Origin of the sequence: Halomonas jincaotanensis (assembly GCF_018448785.1) — a bacterium.
GTDB lineage: Bacteria > Pseudomonadota > Gammaproteobacteria > Pseudomonadales > Halomonadaceae > Halomonas > Halomonas jincaotanensis.
On sequence record NZ_JAHCLU010000001.1, the window covers coordinates 81,144 to 99,603 of the forward strand.

Below are 18,460 nucleotides of genomic sequence, written 5' to 3' on the forward strand. Positions count from 1 at the left end.
CAAACCGAGGTGACGGAATGCAGGTAGCCGACTCTCGGCTCGAAGCCAGTCTGCTCAAACATTGGCCTCGCAGTCGACGGGCGCTGGCGGCGTTGTCGCTGCCGGCCGCGTGCCGGCTGGAAGTCGACAGTCGGCGGTTGTCCCCTGGTGATGTGTTCGTGGCGGTACCCGGCGTCGCGGCCGATGGCCGCCATTTCATCGATGAGGCGCTGGCCGCCGGCGCCTCGCTGGTGCTGGCTCACCAGGAGGGTCACCATCACCACGATGACCCACGGGTGCTGTGGTTGTCAGGCCTCAAGGAAACGCTGGGGACGCTGGGACGCGAATGCTTCGCCGTGCCTGATGACCTGGAAGTGATCGGCGTCACCGGCACCAATGGCAAGAGTTCGGTGACCCACTATCTGGCGGCGTTAAGCGAAGCGCTTGGCGTGTCGACCGGCTTGATCGGCACCCTGGGGCAGGGACGGATCAGCAGGTTGCTCGATACCGGCCTGACCACGCCAGGGGCGCTGTCGCTACAGGCGGCTTTGGGTGACTTGGCCGCGGCGAAAGTGACGCGGGTCGCGATGGAGGTCTCGTCACATGCGCTCGAACAGGGACGGCTCGATGGCTGTCGGATCAGCGCCGCCGTGTTCACCAACCTGACGCGCGACCATCTGGATTACCACGGCAGCATGGCGGGTTACGCCGCGGCCAAGGCCCGCCTGTTCCGGCGTACTGAGATCGAGCTTGCCGTGGTCAATAGTGACGACCCCCTGGCGAGGCTGATGCTGGCCGGCCTGGTGCCTGGCGTCAGGGTGCTGGCGGTCGGCGAACAAGAAGCAACGACGCTGCGCGTGGTCGACTGGGTGCCTCATGCACAGGGTCAGCGCGCCCTGATCGCCACCCCAGAGGGCGAGCGGGTGATCGACCTTGGCCTGATGGGTCGCTTCACGCTCGACAATGTGCTGCTGGCGATCGCTGTCCTCTACGGGCTCGGTCATTCGCTCGAGGTGCTCTTCACCGCCGCGTCCGACCTCGCGCCCGTGCCCGGTCGTATGGAGGCGCTGGGAACGCCTGGGAGCCCGACGGTGGTCATCGACTACGCGCACACGCCGGATGCGCTGGACAACGCCTTGACGGCGCTGCGCGCGCATTTGCCGGGCGAGGGGCGGCTGTGGTGCGTGTTCGGCTGTGGCGGCGATCGCGATACCGGCAAGCGAGCCTGGATGGCTGCCGCTGCCGAGCGCCAGGCGGATGTCATCGTGGTGACCGACGATAATCCGCGCAGCGAAGACCCGGCGAGCATCCGCGAGCAGATCCTCGCGGGGCTCTCCCGTGGAGCACGCGAAATTGCTTGGTACATGGACGATCGCGGCAGGGCAATTGACCGCGTGCTGACCGAGGCCTCAGACGACGATGTCGTGCTCATCGCCGGCAAGGGCCATGAGACCTATCAGGAGATCGCCGGGGTGCGTCACGACTTCTCGGATCGTGTCGAGGCCGAAAAAGCCCTGTCGGCACGCATCGGGAGGCCGGGACGATGAGGGCGGTGGGCCCGCAGACCCTCGGCGACATCGCCTCGGCGCTTGGCGTGACGAGCCCGGAGGTCGATACGGCGATCACGGCGATCGTCACCGACTCCCGCCAACTGGTCCCGGGCAGCGTGTTCGTGGCTCTGCGAGGCGGGCGCTTCGATGCTCATGACTTTCTCGGCAAGGCGCGAGAGGCCGGGGCCGTGGCGGCGTTGGTCGAGCATCCGGTGCAGGATTCGCTACCTCAGATCCAGGTGAAAGACACTCGCTTGGCACTAGGGCTGCTGGGGCGGGCACGACGCCGGGCCTGGGGCGGACCCTTGGTCGCCGTAACCGGCAACAGCGGCAAGACCACGGTCAAGGAGCTGCTTGCTGCCTTACTGGGCCGACGCGGGGCGACGCTAGCGACGCATGGTAACCTCAACAACGATATCGGGGCACCGCTGACCCTGCTTGGCCTGGAAGGTCACCATCAACAGGCCGTCATCGAGCTGGGGGCCAATCATCTCGGCGAGATCGCCTGGACCGTGTCGCTGGCCGAGCCGCAGGTCGCCGTCATCACCAATGTCACTGGAGCGCACGTGGGCGAGTTCGGCGGCATGGGCCAAATCGCCCAGGCCAAGGCGGAGATCCTGAGCGGCTTACCCGCCGAGGGTGTCGCGGTGCTTAATCGCGACGATGCCTATTTTGCCACCTGGGCGACGCTTGCTGCGCCTCGCGAGGTGGTCGACTTCGCGATCGACTTCCAGCAGGCGCGTGTTCATGCACGGGCGCTGGTCTGTGACGCTTACGGGCGTTATGCTTTCACGCTTGTCGTGGAAGGCCAGGAAGTGGGCCGTATTCAGCTCGGCTTGTTGGGACGTCACAACGTCTCCAACGCCCTGGCCGCCGCAGCGGCGGCGCTGGTGCTGGGGTTGGAACCGTTGGACATCCTCGCTGGGCTGGCGGATGTCTCGCCTATGGCGGGGCGCCTCAGCATTGCCGAGGGTATTAGAGACACGCGGCTGCTGGACGATACCTATAATGCCAACCCCGGCGCGGTCAAGGCGGCGCTCGACCTGCTGGTCACGCTGCCCGGCCCCCATTGGTGCCTGCTCGGCGCCATGGGAGAACTGGGGGAGGCGTCCGAGCGGCTGCATGCCGACATCGGGCGATACGCGCGGGAATTGGGCGTCGAGTTCCTGGGCACTCTAGATGAGCCGGCACGACCGGCGAGCCAAGCCTTCGGTGAAGGCGGGTGCCATTTCAACGACCGAGTGACGCTGATGCGCCACGTCCTCAACCATCTGCCGTCTGGGGCCAGCGTGCTGGTCAAGGGATCACGCAGTGCCGGCATGGAACATGTGGTTGCTGACCTCCGCCCGGACGCACCAAGGTGAACGAGATACATGCTGCTTTATCTGGCTGATTTTCTGGCGCAATTTTTCAGTGCCTTCAATGTTTTTAACTATTTGACCCTGCGCATGATCCTGGGCACGCTCACGGCCCTGGTGCTTTGCTTGTGGCTCGGGCCGGTCATGATCCGCCGGCTGGTCGAGCGCCAGATCGGTCAGGCTGTGCGAGACGACGGGCCCCAATCTCATCTCTCCAAGGCCGGGACGCCGACCATGGGTGGCGCCATGATTCTGATGGCGATCGCCGTGAGCACCCTGCTGTGGGGCGACCTCGACAATCATTATGTATGGATCGTCTTGACGGTCACCCTGGGCTTCGGGGCCATCGGCTGGGTGGATGACTATCGCAAGGTCGTGGAGAAGAACCCGCGGGGTCTACCGGCACGCTGGAAATATTTCTGGCAATCGGTCATCGGCCTGTCGGCGGCCGTGGTGCTCTATGTCACGGCCGCTTCCCCGGTGGAAACCAGCCTGATCGTGCCGTTGTTCAAGGATTTCGTCATGCCGCTGGGCGTCTTCTATATCGTGCTGACATACTTGGTGATCGTCGGCAGCTCCAACGCGGTCAATCTCACCGACGGCCTCGATGGCCTGGCGATCATGCCGACCGTTCTGGTGGCCATGGGCCTGGCGATATTTGCCTATGCCAGCGGCAACGTCGTGTTTGCCGACTACCTGCAGATTCCCATGATTCCCGGGGCCGGCGAACTGGCGGTCTTCTGCGCTACGATTGCCGGCGCCGGGCTGGGCTTTCTCTGGTTCAATACCTATCCCGCCCAGGTGTTCATGGGCGACGTCGGGGCCCTGGCCCTGGGCGCCGCGCTGGGCGTGGTGGCGGTGATCGTTCGCCAGGAGATCGTGCTGTTCATCATGGGCGGCATCTTCGTCATGGAAACCGTTTCGGTCATCCTGCAGGTCGGCTCCTACAAGCTCACCGGGCGCCGCATCTTCCGCATGGCCCCCCTGCACCACCATTACGAGCTCAAGGGCTGGCCGGAGCCACGCGTCATCGTGCGGTTCTGGATCATCACCGTGGTGCTGGTGCTGGTCGGCCTGGCCACTCTGAAGGTTCGCTGAATAGCGGCAACTCTGTCATGCCATCGGCAAGGAGCACATCATGCCCAAGGTGCCTAGGGGCGTTAGCCTGGTGGTTGGGCTCGGGGTATCGGGTCGCGCGATCTGTCGTCACCTGAGCCGGCTGGGTGTCCGCTACATGGTTGCGGACACCCGAACCGCCCCTCCTGGTCTGGAGGACTTCCGAGTTGCCCATCCGGATATCGAGATCCACTGCGGGCCATTGACGACGCTGGATATCTCCGAGGCCGAGGAAGTGGTACTTAGCCCCGGAGTAGACCCTAAAAGTGCGGGTCTGGAATCGCTTGCCGACCACACGCGACTCGCGACGGGGGAGCCTCGGCTGGTGGGCGAGATAGCCCTCTTCGTGCGTGCCTGCCAGGCGCCCATCGTCGCCATCACCGGCTCCAATGCCAAGTCGACCGTGACCACACTGATCGGCGACATGGCCCGTGAGGCCGGTCACCGGGTCGCCGTCGGCGGCAATCTGGGCACGCCGGCCCTGGATCTGCTCATGGACGAGCCCGAAGCCGCGCTCTACGTGCTCGAGCTCTCCAGTTTCCAGCTCGAGTTCACGCCATGGCTAGGCGCCGATATCGCGGTCTTCCTTAATCTCAGCGCCGACCATCTGGATCGCCACGGCGACATGGCCGGCTACCGAGCCGCCAAACTGCCCATCTTCCGCGGGGCTCGCCATGCCGTCGTCAATGCCGAGGACCCGATGACCTGGCCAACCGCGCGTCTTGTCGATCAGGACGCCTTCACGACGCGCACGCCGCGGTGCGACGAATGGGGCATCGGCTGCCACCAAGGCGGGGATTGGCTACTCCATGGCGACGAGCCGCTGATGCCGGCGGCTGACGTGCGCCTGCCCGGCCGCCACAATCAGGCCAATGCTCTGGCCGCCTTGGCCGTCGGCCATCGTCTCGGTCTGCCGATGGCCGTCATGTGTTCGGTGCTGCGCCGCTTTACCGGACTGCCCCATCGGGGAGAGCTGATTGCTGACGTGAATGGCGTGCGGTGGATCAATGATTCCAAGGGCACCAATGTCGGGGCAACGCTTGCTGCCATCGAGGGGCTGGGCCCCACGCTCGAGGGCCGGTTGGTCCTGCTTGCCGGAGGGGTGGGCAAGGGGGCCGACTTCCTGCCGTTGGCAAAACCGCTGGCCCGCTTCGGCCGCGAGGCAATACTCTTCGGCGAGGACGCCGGCAAGCTCGCGTCGGCACTCGACGGACAGGTGGCGCTGAGCCGAGTAGACCACCTGGAGTCGGCCATGGCACGGGCGGTCAAGGTGGCCAGGCCGGGAGACTGCGTGTTGCTCTCGCCGGCCTGCGCGAGTCTCGACCAGTTCGTCAATTATCAGGCGCGTGGCGAGGCATTTCGCCGCTTTGCCTCTCATCTGGTATCCGAGGGTCAATCATGAGCCGTCTGAAGCACTGGCGCCAACGCCTCTCTACCGCCGATCAGCCCTTCGATGGCTGGTTGCTGGTGGCGACCTTGTCGCTGATGCTGATCGGCTGGGTCATGGTCACGTCGGCCTCTACAGAGGTAGCATCGAGCCTCACCGGCAATCCCTATTATTTCTCGATACGTCATGGCGTCTTTCTTGTCATCGCCCTGGTTCTGGCGTGTCTGGTGCTGTACGTGCCGCTGGCCTGGTGGAGGGCCAATGGGCCCTTGCTGTTGCTGGTAGGTATTGGCTTGCTGATTCTGGTCCTGCTGGTTGGCCGCGAGGTCAACGGCAGCCGTCGTTGGCTGTCGATCCCCGGGGTACCCTTTAACGTCCAGGCATCTGAGTTTGCCAAGCTCTTTCTGATCATCTATCTGGCCGGCTATTTGGAGCGTTTCCTGCCGCAGGTGCGTCAGCAGTGGGGCGCGTTCTTGCGTCCTTTGGTGGTGATGGCCTTGATCACTGTGCTGCTGATTCTCGAGCCGGACTATGGCGCCGTGGTGGTCATGACCAGCTGCGTGATGGGCATGCTGCTGATGGCTGGTGCGCCTTGGGGACGCTTTGTGCTGTTGTTGGTCCTGGTGGCCAGCGGGGCCGTGCTGCTTGCTATCGCCGAGCCATACCGATTGGCACGCCTGACCAGTTTTGCCGACCCGTGGGCGGATCAGTTCGCCAGCGGTTACCAGCTGACCCAGGCGTTGATCGCTTATGGGCGCGGTCACTGGCTGGGCATGGGACTCGGCAACAGCGTGCAGAAGTTGTTCTATCTGCCCGAAGCACATACGGATTTCGTGTTCGCCGTGCTCGCCGAGGAACTGGGCCTGTTCGGCGCCATTGCGGTAATCGGTCTGTTTGCGCTGTTGATCTGGCGGGCGATGGCCGTGGGGCGGCGTGCCGAACTGGCGCGCCTGCCTTTCGCCGCCTTCCTGAGCTACGGCATCGCGCTGATCATCGGCGCTCAGGCCTTCATCAACATTGCCGTCAGCACCGGCATGTTGCCGACAAAGGGTCTGACGTTGCCGCTGCTCAGCTATGGAGGCTCAAGTCTGGTGGTCAGTGCCCTTATGATGACACTGGTACTGCGGGCGGATATCGAGACGCGCCGGGCGCTGCGGCGCAAGCGTTCAGCGGCGCCCAGGCAAGCTTTTGGCGATGTCGCATCGTCGCTAACCCAACAAAAACGCGCCCTGCAAGAAGGAGTGACGCAGTGAGCAAGCAAGCGCAGCGGCGTGTGCTGATCATGGCTGGTGGCACCGGGGGGCATGTCATCCCGGCCCTGTCTCTCGCCCGGGGGCTGAAGTCCCAGGGAGTTGTGGTTGAGTGGCTGGGCAGTCCGCGAGGCATCGAGAACCGGCTGGTGCCCGAGGCGGGCATCGCCTTGCATCGGATTGCCGTGGCAGGCCTGCGCGGCAACGGCCTGGCGGGCTGGCTGCTGGCGCCGCTCAATCTGACGCGGGCGGTATGGCAAGCCTGGCGCATTCTTCGCCGGTTCGATCCCCAGCTGGTGGTGGGTCTGGGCGGCTTTGCGAGTGGCCCGGGTGGGTTGGCGGCGTGGTTGTCGCGACGCCCCTTGATGATTCACGAACAGAACGCCGTGGCGGGAATGACCAATCGCGCCTTGGCACGACTCGCGACGCGTGTCTACGCCGCTTTTCCACAGGCGTTTGCCGGCCACGCCGAAGTAGTCGGTAATCCGGTGCGTGACGACATCTCAACCCTGGGTGAGCGACCCAGAAGTGCCGATGACATGCAGGGGCGTCCCTTGAGATTGCTGGTGCTGGGGGGGTCTCTGGGCGCCCAAGCCCTCAACGAGCGATTGCCTGAGGCTCTGGCACGCTTTTCCGAGGCCCAGCGTCCCGAGGTGCGTCATCAGGCCGGACGCGACAAGGACGACATGACTCGCGAGGCCTATCATGAAAGGGGTATCGACGCTGGGGTCAGCGCCTTCATCGATGACATGGGGGCGGCCTACGACTGGGCCGACCTGGTGGTCTGTCGGGCTGGGGCACTTACCGTGGCGGAGCTGGCGGCCGCGGCGAAGCCGGCGCTCTTCGTGCCTTTTCCCCATGCCGTCGATGACCACCAGACTGCCAATGCGCAGGCACTTGTGAATCAAAACGCTGCTCGCCTGATACCCCAGGCCGAACTCACTGCCAAGTCGCTTGCCGAGCAGTTGGTGAGATTGTTGGACCCCGATACACTCGCTGCCATGGCGACACAGGCAAGGGCCTGTGCCGAGCTCGATTCCATCGAGCGCCTGGTGGCCGGTTGCATGGAGATAGGTTTTGAGCGATAGCACAGCAGGACCGGTCGCTGGTCCTTCCCCCCTCCCGAGCCACGGCCGAGGCCTCGGTATGCGCCGCATCCGTCAGATACATTTCGTCGGCATTGGCGGTGCCGGAATGTGCGGCATCGCCGAGGTATTGGCCAATCAGGGCTATGCCGTCAGTGGTAGCGATCTTCGGGAATCCCCGGTCGTGGCCCGCCTGCGCAGTTGCGGTATTCGCGTGGCTATCGGGCATCATGCCGATCATGTGGCCAGCGCCGACGTGGTAGTGGTGTCCACCGCCGTCGATGAGACCAACCCAGAGATCCGCTGGGCCCACGAGCACCGGGTACCGGTTGTGCAGCGCGCCGAAATGCTCGCGGAATTGATGCGTTTTCGTCATGGCATCGCCGTGGCCGGCACTCACGGCAAGACCACGACCACCAGCCTGACCGCGACGCTGCTTGGTGAGGGAGGGATGGATCCCACCTTTGTCATCGGCGGCAGGCTGACCAGTGCTGGCACCAATGCGCGATTGGGCGAAGGCGATTATCTGGTGGCCGAAGCCGACGAGTCCGATGCTTCCTTCCTGCACCTGCAGCCGATGGTATCGATCGTCACCAATATCGATGCCGATCACATGGCAACCTACGGCGGGGACTTCGAGAAGCTCAAGAGTACCTTCATCGAATTCCTGCATAACCTGCCGTTCTACGGCTTGGCGATACTCTGCCTCGATGACGCCAATGTGCGTGGTCTGCTCAACCGGGTGCATCGTCAGTTCGTCACCTATGGGTTCAGTGAGGATGCCGATTATCGCATCGAGGATTTTGAGCAGAACCAGGGCGAGGTGCGCTTCAGCGTCCAGCGCCCCGACGGTCTGGCACCACTGGCGATTCGATTGTCGATGCCCGGTCGCCATAATGCGCTGAACGCCTTGGCGGCCATCGTCGTGGCCACCGACGCGGGCATCGGCGATAACGCCATACGGTGCGGCCTGGCAAGCTTCGAGGGGGTCGGGCGCCGCTTCCAGGTCCATGGCCACTTCCCGAGCCCGGATGGCAATGGGGAGGTCATGCTGGTGGATGATTACGGACATCATCCGAGCGAGGTCGAGATGGTAATACGTGCGGTGCGAGCGGGCTGGCCAGAGCGCCGGCTGGTGATGGTCTATCAGCCTCACCGCTATTCGCGCACCCGCGATCTCTACGAGGATTTCGTCCGGGTGCTGGCCGAGGTCGATACCTTGCTGCTGCTGGACGTTTACGGCGCTGGAGAAGCACCGATCCCCGGTGCTGACGGACGCACACTGGCAGGCTCGATTCGCCAGCGTGGTTCGGTCGACCCGATCTTCGTCCAGGAGAAAAGCGAGCTGCCAGGACTACTGACTCGCGTACTGCGCCCCGACGACATTCTGATCACTCAGGGCGCCGGCGATGTCGGCGGTATCGCACTTCGTCTGGCCGAGTCAGCGCTGACACTCGATGAGGTGACACTGTGAGCACAGCAGGTCTTGCGTTGGGGCGTGTGGTGGTGGTTTACGGCGGTGAGTCGGCGGAACGGGACGTGTCGCTCAAGAGCGGCACGGCAGTGCTGTCCGCCCTCCAGCGCGCGGGTGTCGAGGCGATCGGCTTCGATCCTGCCGAGGGCGGACTCGCAGGGCTTGAGGCGCTGGCGCCGGATCGCGTGTTCGTCGCCCTGCACGGACGCGGCGGTGAGGATGGCACCTTGCAGGGGGCGTTGGAACTGCTGGGAATCCCCTATACCGGAAGTGGGGTCCTGGCCTCGGCATTGGGCATGGACAAGCAGCGCACCAAGCTGGTCTGGCACGCACTGGGGTTGCCGACGCCCGAGGCCGAGATGCTCGGACCGGATGTGGACTGGAGGGCAGTCGTGGAGCGGCTCGGCCTGCCCCTGATCGTCAAGCCGGTTCATGAAGGCTCGACGTTGGGGATCAGCATCGTCGACAGTTGCGATGCGCTGGAGCGCGCCTACCGAGAGGCCGCTCGTTTTGACGCCCGGGTGATGGCGGAGCGTTTTGTCGTTGGCGTGGAGTATACCGTGTCGTTGCTGGGCGATGAGATATTGCCGGCGATACGCGTCGAGGTGCCTGGCGGCGGCTTCTATGATTACGAGGCCAAGTATTTCTCTGATGCTACCCGCTATCATCTACCCTGTGGGCTGTCCGCCGAGCAGGAGGCTGAGCTGGGCGCGTTGTGCCGCGAGGCCTTCACCGCTATCGGAGGGGAGGGTTGGGGTCGGGTTGATGTGATGCGTGACGCCGCTGGACGCTTTTGGCTGATCGAGGTCAATACCTCGCCGGGCATGACCGACCATAGCCTGGTGCCTCAGGCCGCGAAGCACGCAGGCATTCCCTTCGAATGTCTCGTGGTGCGGATCCTCGAAGAAACGAGGCCCGGACTGACATGAGACAGGGTGGCCTGGCTGGACTGCTGTTGCTGGTGATCCTGCTGGGTGCGGGAGGGCGTGCGCTATGGGTCTGGCTTGATCGCCCCGTTGAGCGGGTGTCGATCCGCGGCGAGATGCAGCACGTTAATGCCGACTATTTGCGTGATCGGCTTTCACCACTGATCCGCGGCCGTACCTGGCTATCGGTGAGTCTGAACGAGTTGCGTGAGGACGCCAGGGCTATCGGCTGGGTTTCCGAAGTTCGTGTCAGCCGTCAATGGCCTGATGCGCTGACCTTTGAACTGGTCGAGCAGGAGCCGGTCGCACGCTGGAACGACGATTACCTGCTCAATGCTCAGGGCGAGCCTTTTGCTTATGGAGAAGTGTCTCCTCCCGAACCACTCCCGGACCTGGCCGGACCCAGCGGTAGCAGTAAAGAGGTGCTTGCTTATCATCGTGATTTGATGGAGCGCTTCGATAAACTCGGCTTGGTGGTAACCCAGTTGCGCCTTGAAGCTCGTGGCGCCTGGCGTTTCCAACTTAACGACAGTGTTTGGGTGATGCTCGGTCGCAACGATCGCCAGCCTCGTCTGGCTCGACTGATTGCCGCCTGGCATCGGCAGCTCGATTCTCAGGCGTCGCATATTCGCTACATAGACCTGCGCTATCCCAACGGTGTTTCAGTGGCCTGGCACGGAGAAACCGAGACTGCACAAGACGCCAATTCAGAAGAAGGTTGAAGCCCGTTTTTCGGCTACCCCCTATCTGGCAGGACATTGAGGTGTTTCTTTTAAGGCAGAATCGCCGTATCGTGAGCGCTAATTATTCCCTGACGCTGGTGTAATATCGGTAGTTGTTATTATACTGGTTAAGACATTAATTTTTCATTATTTAAGGTTCCCTATTGCGGGACAGACTCTAGGAGATATCCCGACTCATGGCAGGCCCATCCAATGCGTCCAATATGGTAGTTGGGCTGGATATCGGAACGTCCAAGGTTGTGGCGATCGTAGGTCAGCCCACTGACGATGGCGGCATCGAGATAGCCGGTATTGGCTCGCATCCTTCGCGCGGCATGAAGAAGGGGGTGGTCATCAATATTGAATCCACTGTCCTTTCTATTCAGCGTGCCGTGGAGGAGGCTGAGTTGATGGCCGGCTGTGACATCCATTCCGTCTATGTCGGTGTGGCCGGGAGTCACATCAGCTCTATGAATTCCGACGGTGTGGTAGCCATCAAGGATCGCGAGGTTACGCCTTCCGATATCGATCGGGTGATCGACTCGGCGAGAGCGCGTGCGATTTCTGAGGGACAGCGAGTCCTGCATGTGCTTCCCCAAGAGTTTGCTATCGATACTCAGGGTGGAATTCGCGAGCCGCTGGGCATGTCGGGGGTGCGTCTCGAGGCGCGCGTGCATCTGGTCACCGCTGCCCTGAATGCGGTACAGAACATCGAGAAGTGTGTTCGCCGTTGTGGTCTTGAGGTTGATGCCATCATCCTCGAGCAGCTCGCTTCTAGCCATGCGGTCCTCACCGAAGACGAGCGCGAACTTGGCGTCTGTATGGTCGATATCGGTGGGGGCACCACCGATATCGCGGTGTTTACCGAAGGGGCAATACGGCATACGGCCGTGATCCCCATTGCGGGTGATCAGGTTACCAATGATATCGCCATGGCGCTGCGCACCCCGACCCAATATGCCGAGGAGATCAAGGTCAAGTACGCCTGTGCACTGACCCAGCTAGCGGCTAGCGACGAGATGATCAAGGTACCCAGTGTTGGTGACCGGCCGGCGCGTGACCTCTCCAGGCAGTCGCTGGCCGAGGTCGTGGAGCCACGCTACGAGGAACTCTTTACGCTCATTCGAGATGAATTACGGCGTAGCGGTTTCGAGGACCTGGTCGCGGCGGGTGTCGTGCTCACCGGCGGTACCTCGCGGATGGAAGGCGTGGTCGAGCTAGCCGAAGAGATTTTCCACATGCCGGTACGAATCGCCTGCCCCCAGAATGTCCGCGGATTGGCCGATGTGGTTCGTAATCCCATCTATTCGACGGGAGTTGGTTTACTGCATTACGCTCTGCAGGAAGTTAGTCAGGGGCGTGTTCGGAAAACAGAAGGTGGCGGGATCCCGATGCAACCGAGACGAGAAGAGATCTCCCGAGGTGGATCGAAGGAAGGGACTCCGGCGCTGGTAAGGCTCAAGGGTTGGTTGAAAGGAAATTTCTGACAGGGCCGCCGTGGCGGTCCAGGAGACGTGGCAAATGTTCGAAATAGTAGATAACGCACCCTCAAGCAGTGCCGTCATCAAGGTCATCGGTGTCGGTGGCGGCGGTGGTAATGCCGTCAATCACATGGTCGAAAGCAACATCGAGGGCGTGGAGTTTATCTGCGCCAACACCGATGCTCAGGCGCTCAAGCGCGTCTCGGCCAAGACTGTCCTTCAGCTTGGCAGCGAGATCACCAAGGGGCTGGGCGCCGGCGCAAGTCCGGAAGTCGGCCGGCAGGCTGCGATGGAAGATCGTGAGCGTATTGCCGAGTTGCTCAACGGTGCCGACATGGTGTTCATTACCGCCGGTATGGGTGGTGGCACAGGTACCGGTGGTGCGCCCGTGGTCGCTCAGGTGGCCAAGGAGCTGGGTATTCTCACCGTCGCCGTAGTGACGCGCCCCTTCCCCTTCGAAGGCCCCAAGCGTATGCGGGCTGCCGAGGAGGGTATGAAGGAGTTATCCGAATACGTCGACTCGCTGATCACCATTCCCAACGAGAAGCTGCTGTCGGTGCTTGGCAAGAATGCCAGCCTGTTGAATGCGTTTAGCGCCGCCAACGATGTGTTGCTCGGTGCCGTTCAAGGCATTGCCGAGCTGATCACCAGCCCGGGTATCATCAACGTCGACTTTGCCGACGTGCGCACGGTGATGTCCGAAATGGGCATGGCGATGATGGGAACCGGCGGTGCTACGGGTGAGAACAGGGCGCGAGAGGCTGCCGAGAAAGCCATCAGGAGCCCGTTGCTCGAAGATATCGATTTGCATGGCGCTCGAGGCATCCTGGTCAACATCACCGCTGGCCCCGATCTTTCCATCGGCGAGTTTAATGACGTCGGCGCGACGGTGCAGGAGTTCGCCTCACAGGATGCCACCATCGTGGTCGGTACCTCTATCGACATGGAAATGACCGACGAGTTGCGGGTCACCGTGGTCGCTGCCGGTCTTGATGGCCAGCAACCGCGCCAGAAAGCGACACCGCGGGAGACGGTGCGCCGCGAAGCGGCGGAATATCGTCAACGGCAACAACCCGCGGTCGGTCGTGCACAGGCAACCGCGCCTCGCGCCGACCCCCAGGAAGCTAAACGTCCTCAGCCAGAGAAGCGTAAGTCGCAAGAGCTCGATGATTATCTGGATATTCCGGCTTTCCTGCGTCGCCAGGCGGACTGAGGTTGACTATCGGAGCCAACGATGATTCCGGGCAAAGTTTTTTGTTGGAACAGCCGTTCGGTGATACAGTGAACAGTGTTTGATAATCAACCATAGCCCGGTTAATGCCCATGATCAGACAACGTACCCTGAAGAACGTCATTCGCGCCACAGGCGTCGGCCTGCATTCTGGCAAGAAGGTGTATCTTTCCTTGCGCCCTGCGCCTGTGGATACTGGTATCGTCTTCGTGCGTACCGATCTCGATCCAGAAGTGCAGGTACCGGCGCGGGCAGAGAACGTCACCGACACCACCCTGTGTACCGCGTTGACGGCGGGCGGAGCGAAGGTGGCCACCGTCGAACATCTGATGTCTGCATTGGCCGGACTCGGAATCGACAATGCCTATGTTGACGTCAGCGCTCCCGAAGTACCGATCATGGACGGAAGCGCGGGTCCTTTCGTGTTCCTGATTCAGTCGGCAGGGATCAGCGAACAGAACGCCCCCAAGAAGTTCATACGCATCAAGCGCGAAGTTGCCGTTCATGACGGCGACAAACAAGCGATATTCCTGCCCCATCGAGGCTTCAAGGTGTCGTTTTCCATCGACTTCGATCACCCCGTATTTCACGGCCAGAAGCAAACAGCCATGGTCGACTTTTCCACGACGTCTTTCGTCAAGGAAGTCTCGCGGGCGCGGACCTTCGGGTTTATGCGCGATCTGGAGTATTTGCGCTCCAATAATCTAGCGCTTGGCGGGAGCTTGGATAATGCCATCGTGGTTGACGATTATCGTATCGTGAATGAGGGTGGCCTCCGTTATGACGATGAGTTCGTCAAACACAAGGTGCTTGACGCCATCGGCGACCTCTATCAACTCGGTTTCAGCCTGATTGGTGAATTCCGTGGCGTCAAATCGGGTCACGCGCTCAATAATCAGCTTTGTCGTGCCTTGATGGCGCAGCCTGATGCTTATGAAGTGGTGACCTTCGAGGCCGAGGCCGATATTGCCCCGATTTCCTACGCCGCGCCGGCCATGGCCTGATCCCGGCGTCGTCGGGAGCCTGAAGCGATAAACCTGAAGCCTGAAGAAGACAACACCCCCACAGCATTGCTTTGGGGGTGTTTGCTGTTGACTGAGACGAACTTATGGCTTTTTCTCGGCGTGGGAGGCTAGGCGTTCGAGAGCGCCCCTGAGACGGGTATCCTCGATGTCGGCTGCACAGCTGGAAAGCTCATTGGCAGCCCGGGCGGGAAGTTCGCGAACGTAACGCCGTGGTGCCTTCACTGTATGCACCGGCCGCACCTTGAAATGAAAGCTGGTCACTGCATCGAAGCCCGGAAGCTCGTGAAGCAGCTGTAGAAGGCGTCGTTGTTCGTAACGTAGCCAGGTCAGCCAGACGGCGCGGTCGGTAATCAATGTCAAACGACCGTCTTGGAACCCGCCGACATAAAGATGCTCGCGGACCTCCCCGGCAAGATGCTCTCGCAGGTGCTGCTGGGCCCGTTCGATAAGCCTGGCGGTGCGCATCAGCGAACCCAGCTCACCGCCGCTATCCAGCAGGCGGGACATGGGCTGGGCGCGTGCGCGCTTAACCTTTATACTCATTGGCTTTCTCGAGGCCTTCCCGCTGGACATGGTATTCGATCACGCCGTGCCGTGGTCGATAGAGGGTAATCAGCGGGAGCCTACCACGCTCTGGAGTCCATCGACAGCATGCCGACCATCCCCAGCCACCACCCCCCTGTTCCGGACTCTCGCTCAAACGCGCGTCGTCCGACGGGGCGCCGTGCAATCGGACGACGTTCGGCCCGATGGTGGTTGGCAGGCCTGCTGGTGGGGTGTCTGTTGCCGGCCAGCCTGGCGCAGGCCGAGGGATGGCGATATTCCGAGCGAATCGCCCAAATCTGTGTGCTGGCCCCGGCGTCGATTCGTGCCAGTTCTAGGCTTCGGGCACGCCGCCGAGCCATGGTGCGATGGCTATGTCGCCTTGCGTGGCAACCCATCGATACCCTCCGCTCGCCGGAACGTATGGCTTCACCGCAACCGCGGGCTATCGCCGGTCACGACGTGCTGACACGACGAGGGCCGCCCTCTGTGTGGGCATGTCGCTAACCAACCAAACCGCCGACGTCCATTGACACCGGCGCGATGCCACACGCAGCTATTGGACATTTCATGATCAATTCCCTGTTACGTAAAGTCGTCGGTTCCAAGAACGACCGAGAAGTCAAAAGCATGTCGCGTCAGGCCGCGCAGATCACCGCGATTGAGACCCAGCTCGAGAGCCTTGATGACAATACGCTCAAGGCGCGCACCCAAACGCTTCGTGAACGGATCGAGGCCGGCGAGACGCTGGAGTCGCTGCTGCCGGATGCCTTCGCGACGGTGCGTGAGGCCAGCAAACGCGTGATGGGACTGCGCCACTTCGATGTGCAGTTGGTGGGTGGCATGACGCTGCATCGTGGCCGCATCGCTGAAATGAAGACCGGCGAGGGCAAGACGTTGGTGGCCACCTTGGCCGTTTACCTCAATGCCCTGTCCGGGGAAGGCGTCCACGTTGTCACTGTCAATGATTACCTGGCGAGTCGCGACGCGGAGTGGATGCGCCCGCTCTACGAATTCCTGGGGTTGAGCGTTGGCATCATCTACTCAGGGCAAAACGCCGAGGAGAAGCGTGCAGCCTATGCCTGCGATATCACCTACGGCACTAACAACGAATTCGGCTTCGATTACCTGCGCGATAACATGGCGTTCTCATTGGAGGATAAGGTGCAGCGTGGGCTGCACTTCGCTATCGTCGATGAAGTCGATTCAATTCTGATTGATGAGGCGCGTACGCCACTGATTATCTCGGGTGCCGTGGATGAAAACACCGAGCTTTACAAGGTTGTCGATCGCCTGTCCGTTCACCTGGAGCAGGGTAGCGAGGACGAGGAAACCGTAAGCGGGGATTTCATCCTCGACGAGAAACAGAAACAGGTGGAAGTTACCGAGCAGGGACATCACAAGGTCGAAGAGCTGATGCGGGCAGAAGGTCTGTTGGGCGAGGAGGAGTCGCTCTATGCGGTCCAGAACCTAAACTTGCTTCAGCATATGCATTCGGCGCTGCGGGCGAGACATCTCTACCATCGCGACGTGGATTACATCGTCAAGGATGGGCAGGTGGTGATCGTCGATGAGCACACCGGCCGCAGCATGCCGGGTCGGCGTTGGTCGGAAGGCCTGCACCAGGCGGTGGAGGCCAAAGAGAGTGTCACCGTCCAGCGCGAGAGCCAGACGTTGGCATCGACTACCTTCCAGAACTACTTCCGCCTCTACGACAAGTTGGCCGGAATGACCGGCACTGCCGACACCGAGGCTTTCGAGTTCCGGCAGATCTATGGCCTGGACGTGGTGGTGATTCCCACCAATCAGCCATTGATTCGCGAGGATCAGAACGATCTGGTCTACCTCACCGCCGAGGAAAAGTACGAGGCGATCATCGAGGACGTCAGGACACAGACCGAGGCAGGCCGCCCCGTGCTGGTGGGTACCGCCTCCATCGAGACCAGCGAATACCTGGCGGCCCTGATGCGCAAGGCCGAGCTCACGTTCAACGTGCTCAACGCCAAGCAGCACCAGAGCGAGGCCGAGATCATCGCCCAGGCGGGCCAGCCGGGTGCGATCACCATCGCCACCAACATGGCGGGTCGCGGCACCGATATCGTCCTTGGCGGAAACTGGGAAGCCGAGGCCGCCAAGCAGGGCGAGGCCAGCGAGGCGCAGATGGCGAAGATCAAGGCCGACTGGCAGGCTCGCCACGATGGGGTGCTGGCGGCCGGCGGTCTGCATGTGATCGGCTCCGAACGCCATGAATCGCGTCGCATCGACAATCAGCTACGCGGCCGTGCAGGCCGTCAGGGTGACCCGGGGTCGACACGCTTCTTCCTCTCGCTGGAAGACAATCTGATGCGGCTGTTCGGCTCCGACCGGGTGCAGCGCATGATGAAGGCGCTGGGCCTTGAGCACGGGGAGGCAATCGAACACAAGATGGTCTCCAACGCCGTCGAACGTGCGCAAAAGAAGGTCGAAAGCCGCAATTTCGATATTCGCAAGCAGCTACTCGAGTATGACGATGTGGCCAACGACCAGCGTCGCGTCATCTACGAGCAGCGTAACGATATCCTGAGTTCCGATGACGTCTCGGCCCCTATCGCGGGCATTCGGGAAGAGGTGCTCGATCAGGCCATCAGCGAGTTCGTACCTCCCCAGAGCCTCGCCGAACAGTGGGACCTGGCCGGCCTCGAGGATCACCTCAGAACCGAATTCAACCTTGATGCGCCGGTCGTGGAGTGGTCCGAGAAGGACGAGCGCTTCCATGAAGAACAGCTGCGTGAACGCCTGCAGGCGATGCATCGCGAAGCCTACGAGGATAAAGTCGCGGAGGCCGGTCACGAGTTAATGCGTCGCTTCGAAAAGCAGGTAATGCTTCAGGTCCTCGATACGCGCTGGAAGGAACACTTACAGTCGATGGACCATCTGCGCCGGGGAATTCATTTGCGTGGCTATGCGCAGAAAAACCCCAAACAGGAATATAAGCGCGAGTCCTTCGAACTGTTCCAGACGCTGCTGACCAACATCAAGTCGGACGTGATCCGCATTCTCAGCCATGTGAAGGTGCGCCGTCCCGAGGAAGTCGAGGAACTCGAACAGCAGCGTCGCGATGCCCTGGCGCGTGAGAAAGCCGGTGCATCGAGTCGACACGATGCTCCCGAGACATCCGACGAGTCACCCGCAGATGAGGCAAGGGCCGAGAGTGCTCCGTTGCCGCCGGGTGCCGACGGTCGACCGCTGCGTCGCGAGGGACCCAAGGTGGGACGTAACGACCCTTGCCCCTGCGGCTCGGGCAAGAAGTACAAGCAGTGTTGCGGCACGTTGAACTGAGCGTTAAGCCCTACG

14 protein-coding genes are annotated in these 18,460 nt (G+C 61.9%); 13 read left to right on the top strand and 1 reads right to left on the bottom strand.

The annotated features are described in order from the left end of the window. The first annotated feature begins 17 nt into the window (after positions 1-17). The 12 genes from KG088_RS00425 (at position 18) to lpxC (ending at position 14,563) form a co-directional block, all read left to right on the top strand. Positions 18-1,526, top strand: coding sequence for a UDP-N-acetylmuramoyl-L-alanyl-D-glutamate--2,6-diaminopimelate ligase (locus tag KG088_RS00425; RefSeq protein WP_213823516.1), 1,509 nt, complete (start codon positions 18-20; stop codon positions 1,524-1,526). Beyond that, a complete protein-coding gene (locus KG088_RS00430) occupies positions 1,523-2,893 on the top strand; it encodes a UDP-N-acetylmuramoyl-tripeptide--D-alanyl-D-alanine ligase (protein ID WP_213823517.1) in 1,371 nt (456 codons plus the stop codon). The genes KG088_RS00425 and KG088_RS00430 overlap by 4 nt, the downstream gene beginning before the upstream one ends. Before the next feature lie 9 nt (positions 2,894-2,902). Further along, a complete protein-coding gene (mraY, locus tag KG088_RS00435) occupies positions 2,903-3,985 on the top strand; it encodes a phospho-N-acetylmuramoyl-pentapeptide-transferase (protein WP_213823518.1) in 1,083 nt (360 codons plus the stop codon). Positions 3,986-4,025: 40 nt separating this feature from the next. Continuing rightward, a complete protein-coding gene (gene murD / locus KG088_RS00440; protein ID WP_213823519.1) occupies positions 4,026-5,405 on the top strand; it encodes a UDP-N-acetylmuramoyl-L-alanine--D-glutamate ligase in 1,380 nt (459 codons plus the stop codon). Then, a complete protein-coding gene (gene ftsW / locus KG088_RS00445) occupies positions 5,402-6,643 on the top strand; it encodes a putative lipid II flippase FtsW (protein WP_213823520.1) in 1,242 nt (413 codons plus the stop codon). Before murD ends, ftsW begins: the two co-directional genes overlap by 4 nt. A gap of 29 nt (positions 6,644-6,672) precedes the next feature. Continuing rightward, positions 6,673-7,728 (top strand): undecaprenyldiphospho-muramoylpentapeptide beta-N-acetylglucosaminyltransferase, encoded by a 1,056-nt coding sequence (gene murG / locus KG088_RS00450; protein ID WP_250148005.1) that lies wholly within the window; start codon positions 6,673-6,675, stop codon positions 7,726-7,728. Positions 7,729-7,786: 58 nt separating this feature from the next. Beyond that, entirely contained in the window at positions 7,787-9,199 is a 1,413-nt protein-coding gene (murC, locus tag KG088_RS00455; protein ID WP_213823522.1) for a UDP-N-acetylmuramate--L-alanine ligase, read from the top strand. After that, on the top strand, positions 9,196-10,128 hold the full coding sequence (locus tag KG088_RS00460) for a D-alanine--D-alanine ligase (RefSeq protein WP_319941355.1): 933 nt from the start codon (positions 9,196-9,198) through the stop codon (positions 10,126-10,128). Before murC ends, KG088_RS00460 begins: the two co-directional genes overlap by 4 nt. Beyond that, positions 10,125-10,847 carry a cell division protein FtsQ/DivIB gene (locus KG088_RS00465; protein WP_213823523.1) on the top strand — a complete coding sequence of 241 codons (723 nt, stop codon included), beginning with the start codon at positions 10,125-10,127 and terminating at the stop codon, positions 10,845-10,847. Before KG088_RS00460 ends, KG088_RS00465 begins: the two co-directional genes overlap by 4 nt. 197 nt (positions 10,848-11,044) lie before the next feature. Continuing rightward, positions 11,045-12,334, top strand: coding sequence for a cell division protein FtsA (ftsA, locus tag KG088_RS00470; RefSeq protein WP_213823524.1), 1,290 nt, complete (start codon positions 11,045-11,047; stop codon positions 12,332-12,334). 34 nt (positions 12,335-12,368) lie between these two features. Next, entirely contained in the window at positions 12,369-13,541 is a 1,173-nt protein-coding gene (gene ftsZ / locus KG088_RS00475) for a cell division protein FtsZ (RefSeq protein WP_213823525.1), read from the top strand. 110 nt (positions 13,542-13,651) lie between these two features. After that, positions 13,652-14,563 (top strand): UDP-3-O-acyl-N-acetylglucosamine deacetylase, encoded by a 912-nt coding sequence (gene lpxC, locus KG088_RS00480; protein WP_213823526.1) that lies wholly within the window; start codon positions 13,652-13,654, stop codon positions 14,561-14,563. Positions 14,564-14,665: 102 nt separating this feature from the next. Here lpxC and KG088_RS00485 read toward each other — a convergent pair whose 3' ends face one another. Further along, complete coding sequence (locus KG088_RS00485) at positions 14,666-15,127, bottom strand: DUF721 domain-containing protein (RefSeq protein ID WP_213823527.1); 462 nt, start codon at positions 15,125-15,127, stop codon at positions 14,666-14,668. Positions 15,128-15,697: 570 nt separating this feature from the next. Here KG088_RS00485 and secA point away from each other — a divergent pair. Beyond that, positions 15,698-18,445, top strand: a complete 2,748-nt coding sequence (gene secA / locus KG088_RS00490; protein ID WP_213823528.1) for a preprotein translocase subunit SecA — start codon at positions 15,698-15,700, stop codon at positions 18,443-18,445. The last annotated feature ends 15 nt before the right edge of the window (positions 18,446-18,460 follow it).

Excerpts from the sequence above, each read along its gene's own strand:
- KG088_RS00425 (WP_213823516.1), top strand. The coding sequence starts at position 18 with ATGCAGGTAGCCGACTCTCGGCTCGAAGCCAGTCTGCTCAAACATTGG.
- KG088_RS00430 (WP_213823517.1), top strand. The coding sequence starts at position 1,523 with ATGAGGGCGGTGGGCCCGCAGACCCTCGGCGACATCGCCTCGGCGCTT.
- mraY (WP_213823518.1), top strand. The coding sequence starts at position 2,903 with ATGCTGCTTTATCTGGCTGATTTTCTGGCGCAATTTTTCAGTGCCTTC.
- murD (WP_213823519.1), top strand. The coding sequence starts at position 4,026 with ATGCCCAAGGTGCCTAGGGGCGTTAGCCTGGTGGTTGGGCTCGGGGTA.
- ftsW (WP_213823520.1), top strand. The coding sequence starts at position 5,402 with ATGAGCCGTCTGAAGCACTGGCGCCAACGCCTCTCTACCGCCGATCAG.
- murG (WP_250148005.1), top strand. The coding sequence starts at position 6,673 with ATGGCTGGTGGCACCGGGGGGCATGTCATCCCGGCCCTGTCTCTCGCC.
- murC (WP_213823522.1), top strand. The coding sequence starts at position 7,787 with ATGCGCCGCATCCGTCAGATACATTTCGTCGGCATTGGCGGTGCCGGA.
- KG088_RS00465 (WP_213823523.1), top strand. The coding sequence starts at position 10,125 with ATGAGACAGGGTGGCCTGGCTGGACTGCTGTTGCTGGTGATCCTGCTG.
- ftsA (WP_213823524.1), top strand. The coding sequence starts at position 11,045 with ATGGCAGGCCCATCCAATGCGTCCAATATGGTAGTTGGGCTGGATATC.
- ftsZ (WP_213823525.1), top strand. The coding sequence starts at position 12,369 with ATGTTCGAAATAGTAGATAACGCACCCTCAAGCAGTGCCGTCATCAAG.
- lpxC (WP_213823526.1), top strand. The coding sequence starts at position 13,652 with ATGATCAGACAACGTACCCTGAAGAACGTCATTCGCGCCACAGGCGTC.
- KG088_RS00485 (WP_213823527.1), bottom strand. The coding sequence starts at position 15,127 with ATGAGTATAAAGGTTAAGCGCGCACGCGCCCAGCCCATGTCCCGCCTG.
- secA (WP_213823528.1), top strand. The coding sequence starts at position 15,698 with ATGATCAATTCCCTGTTACGTAAAGTCGTCGGTTCCAAGAACGACCGA.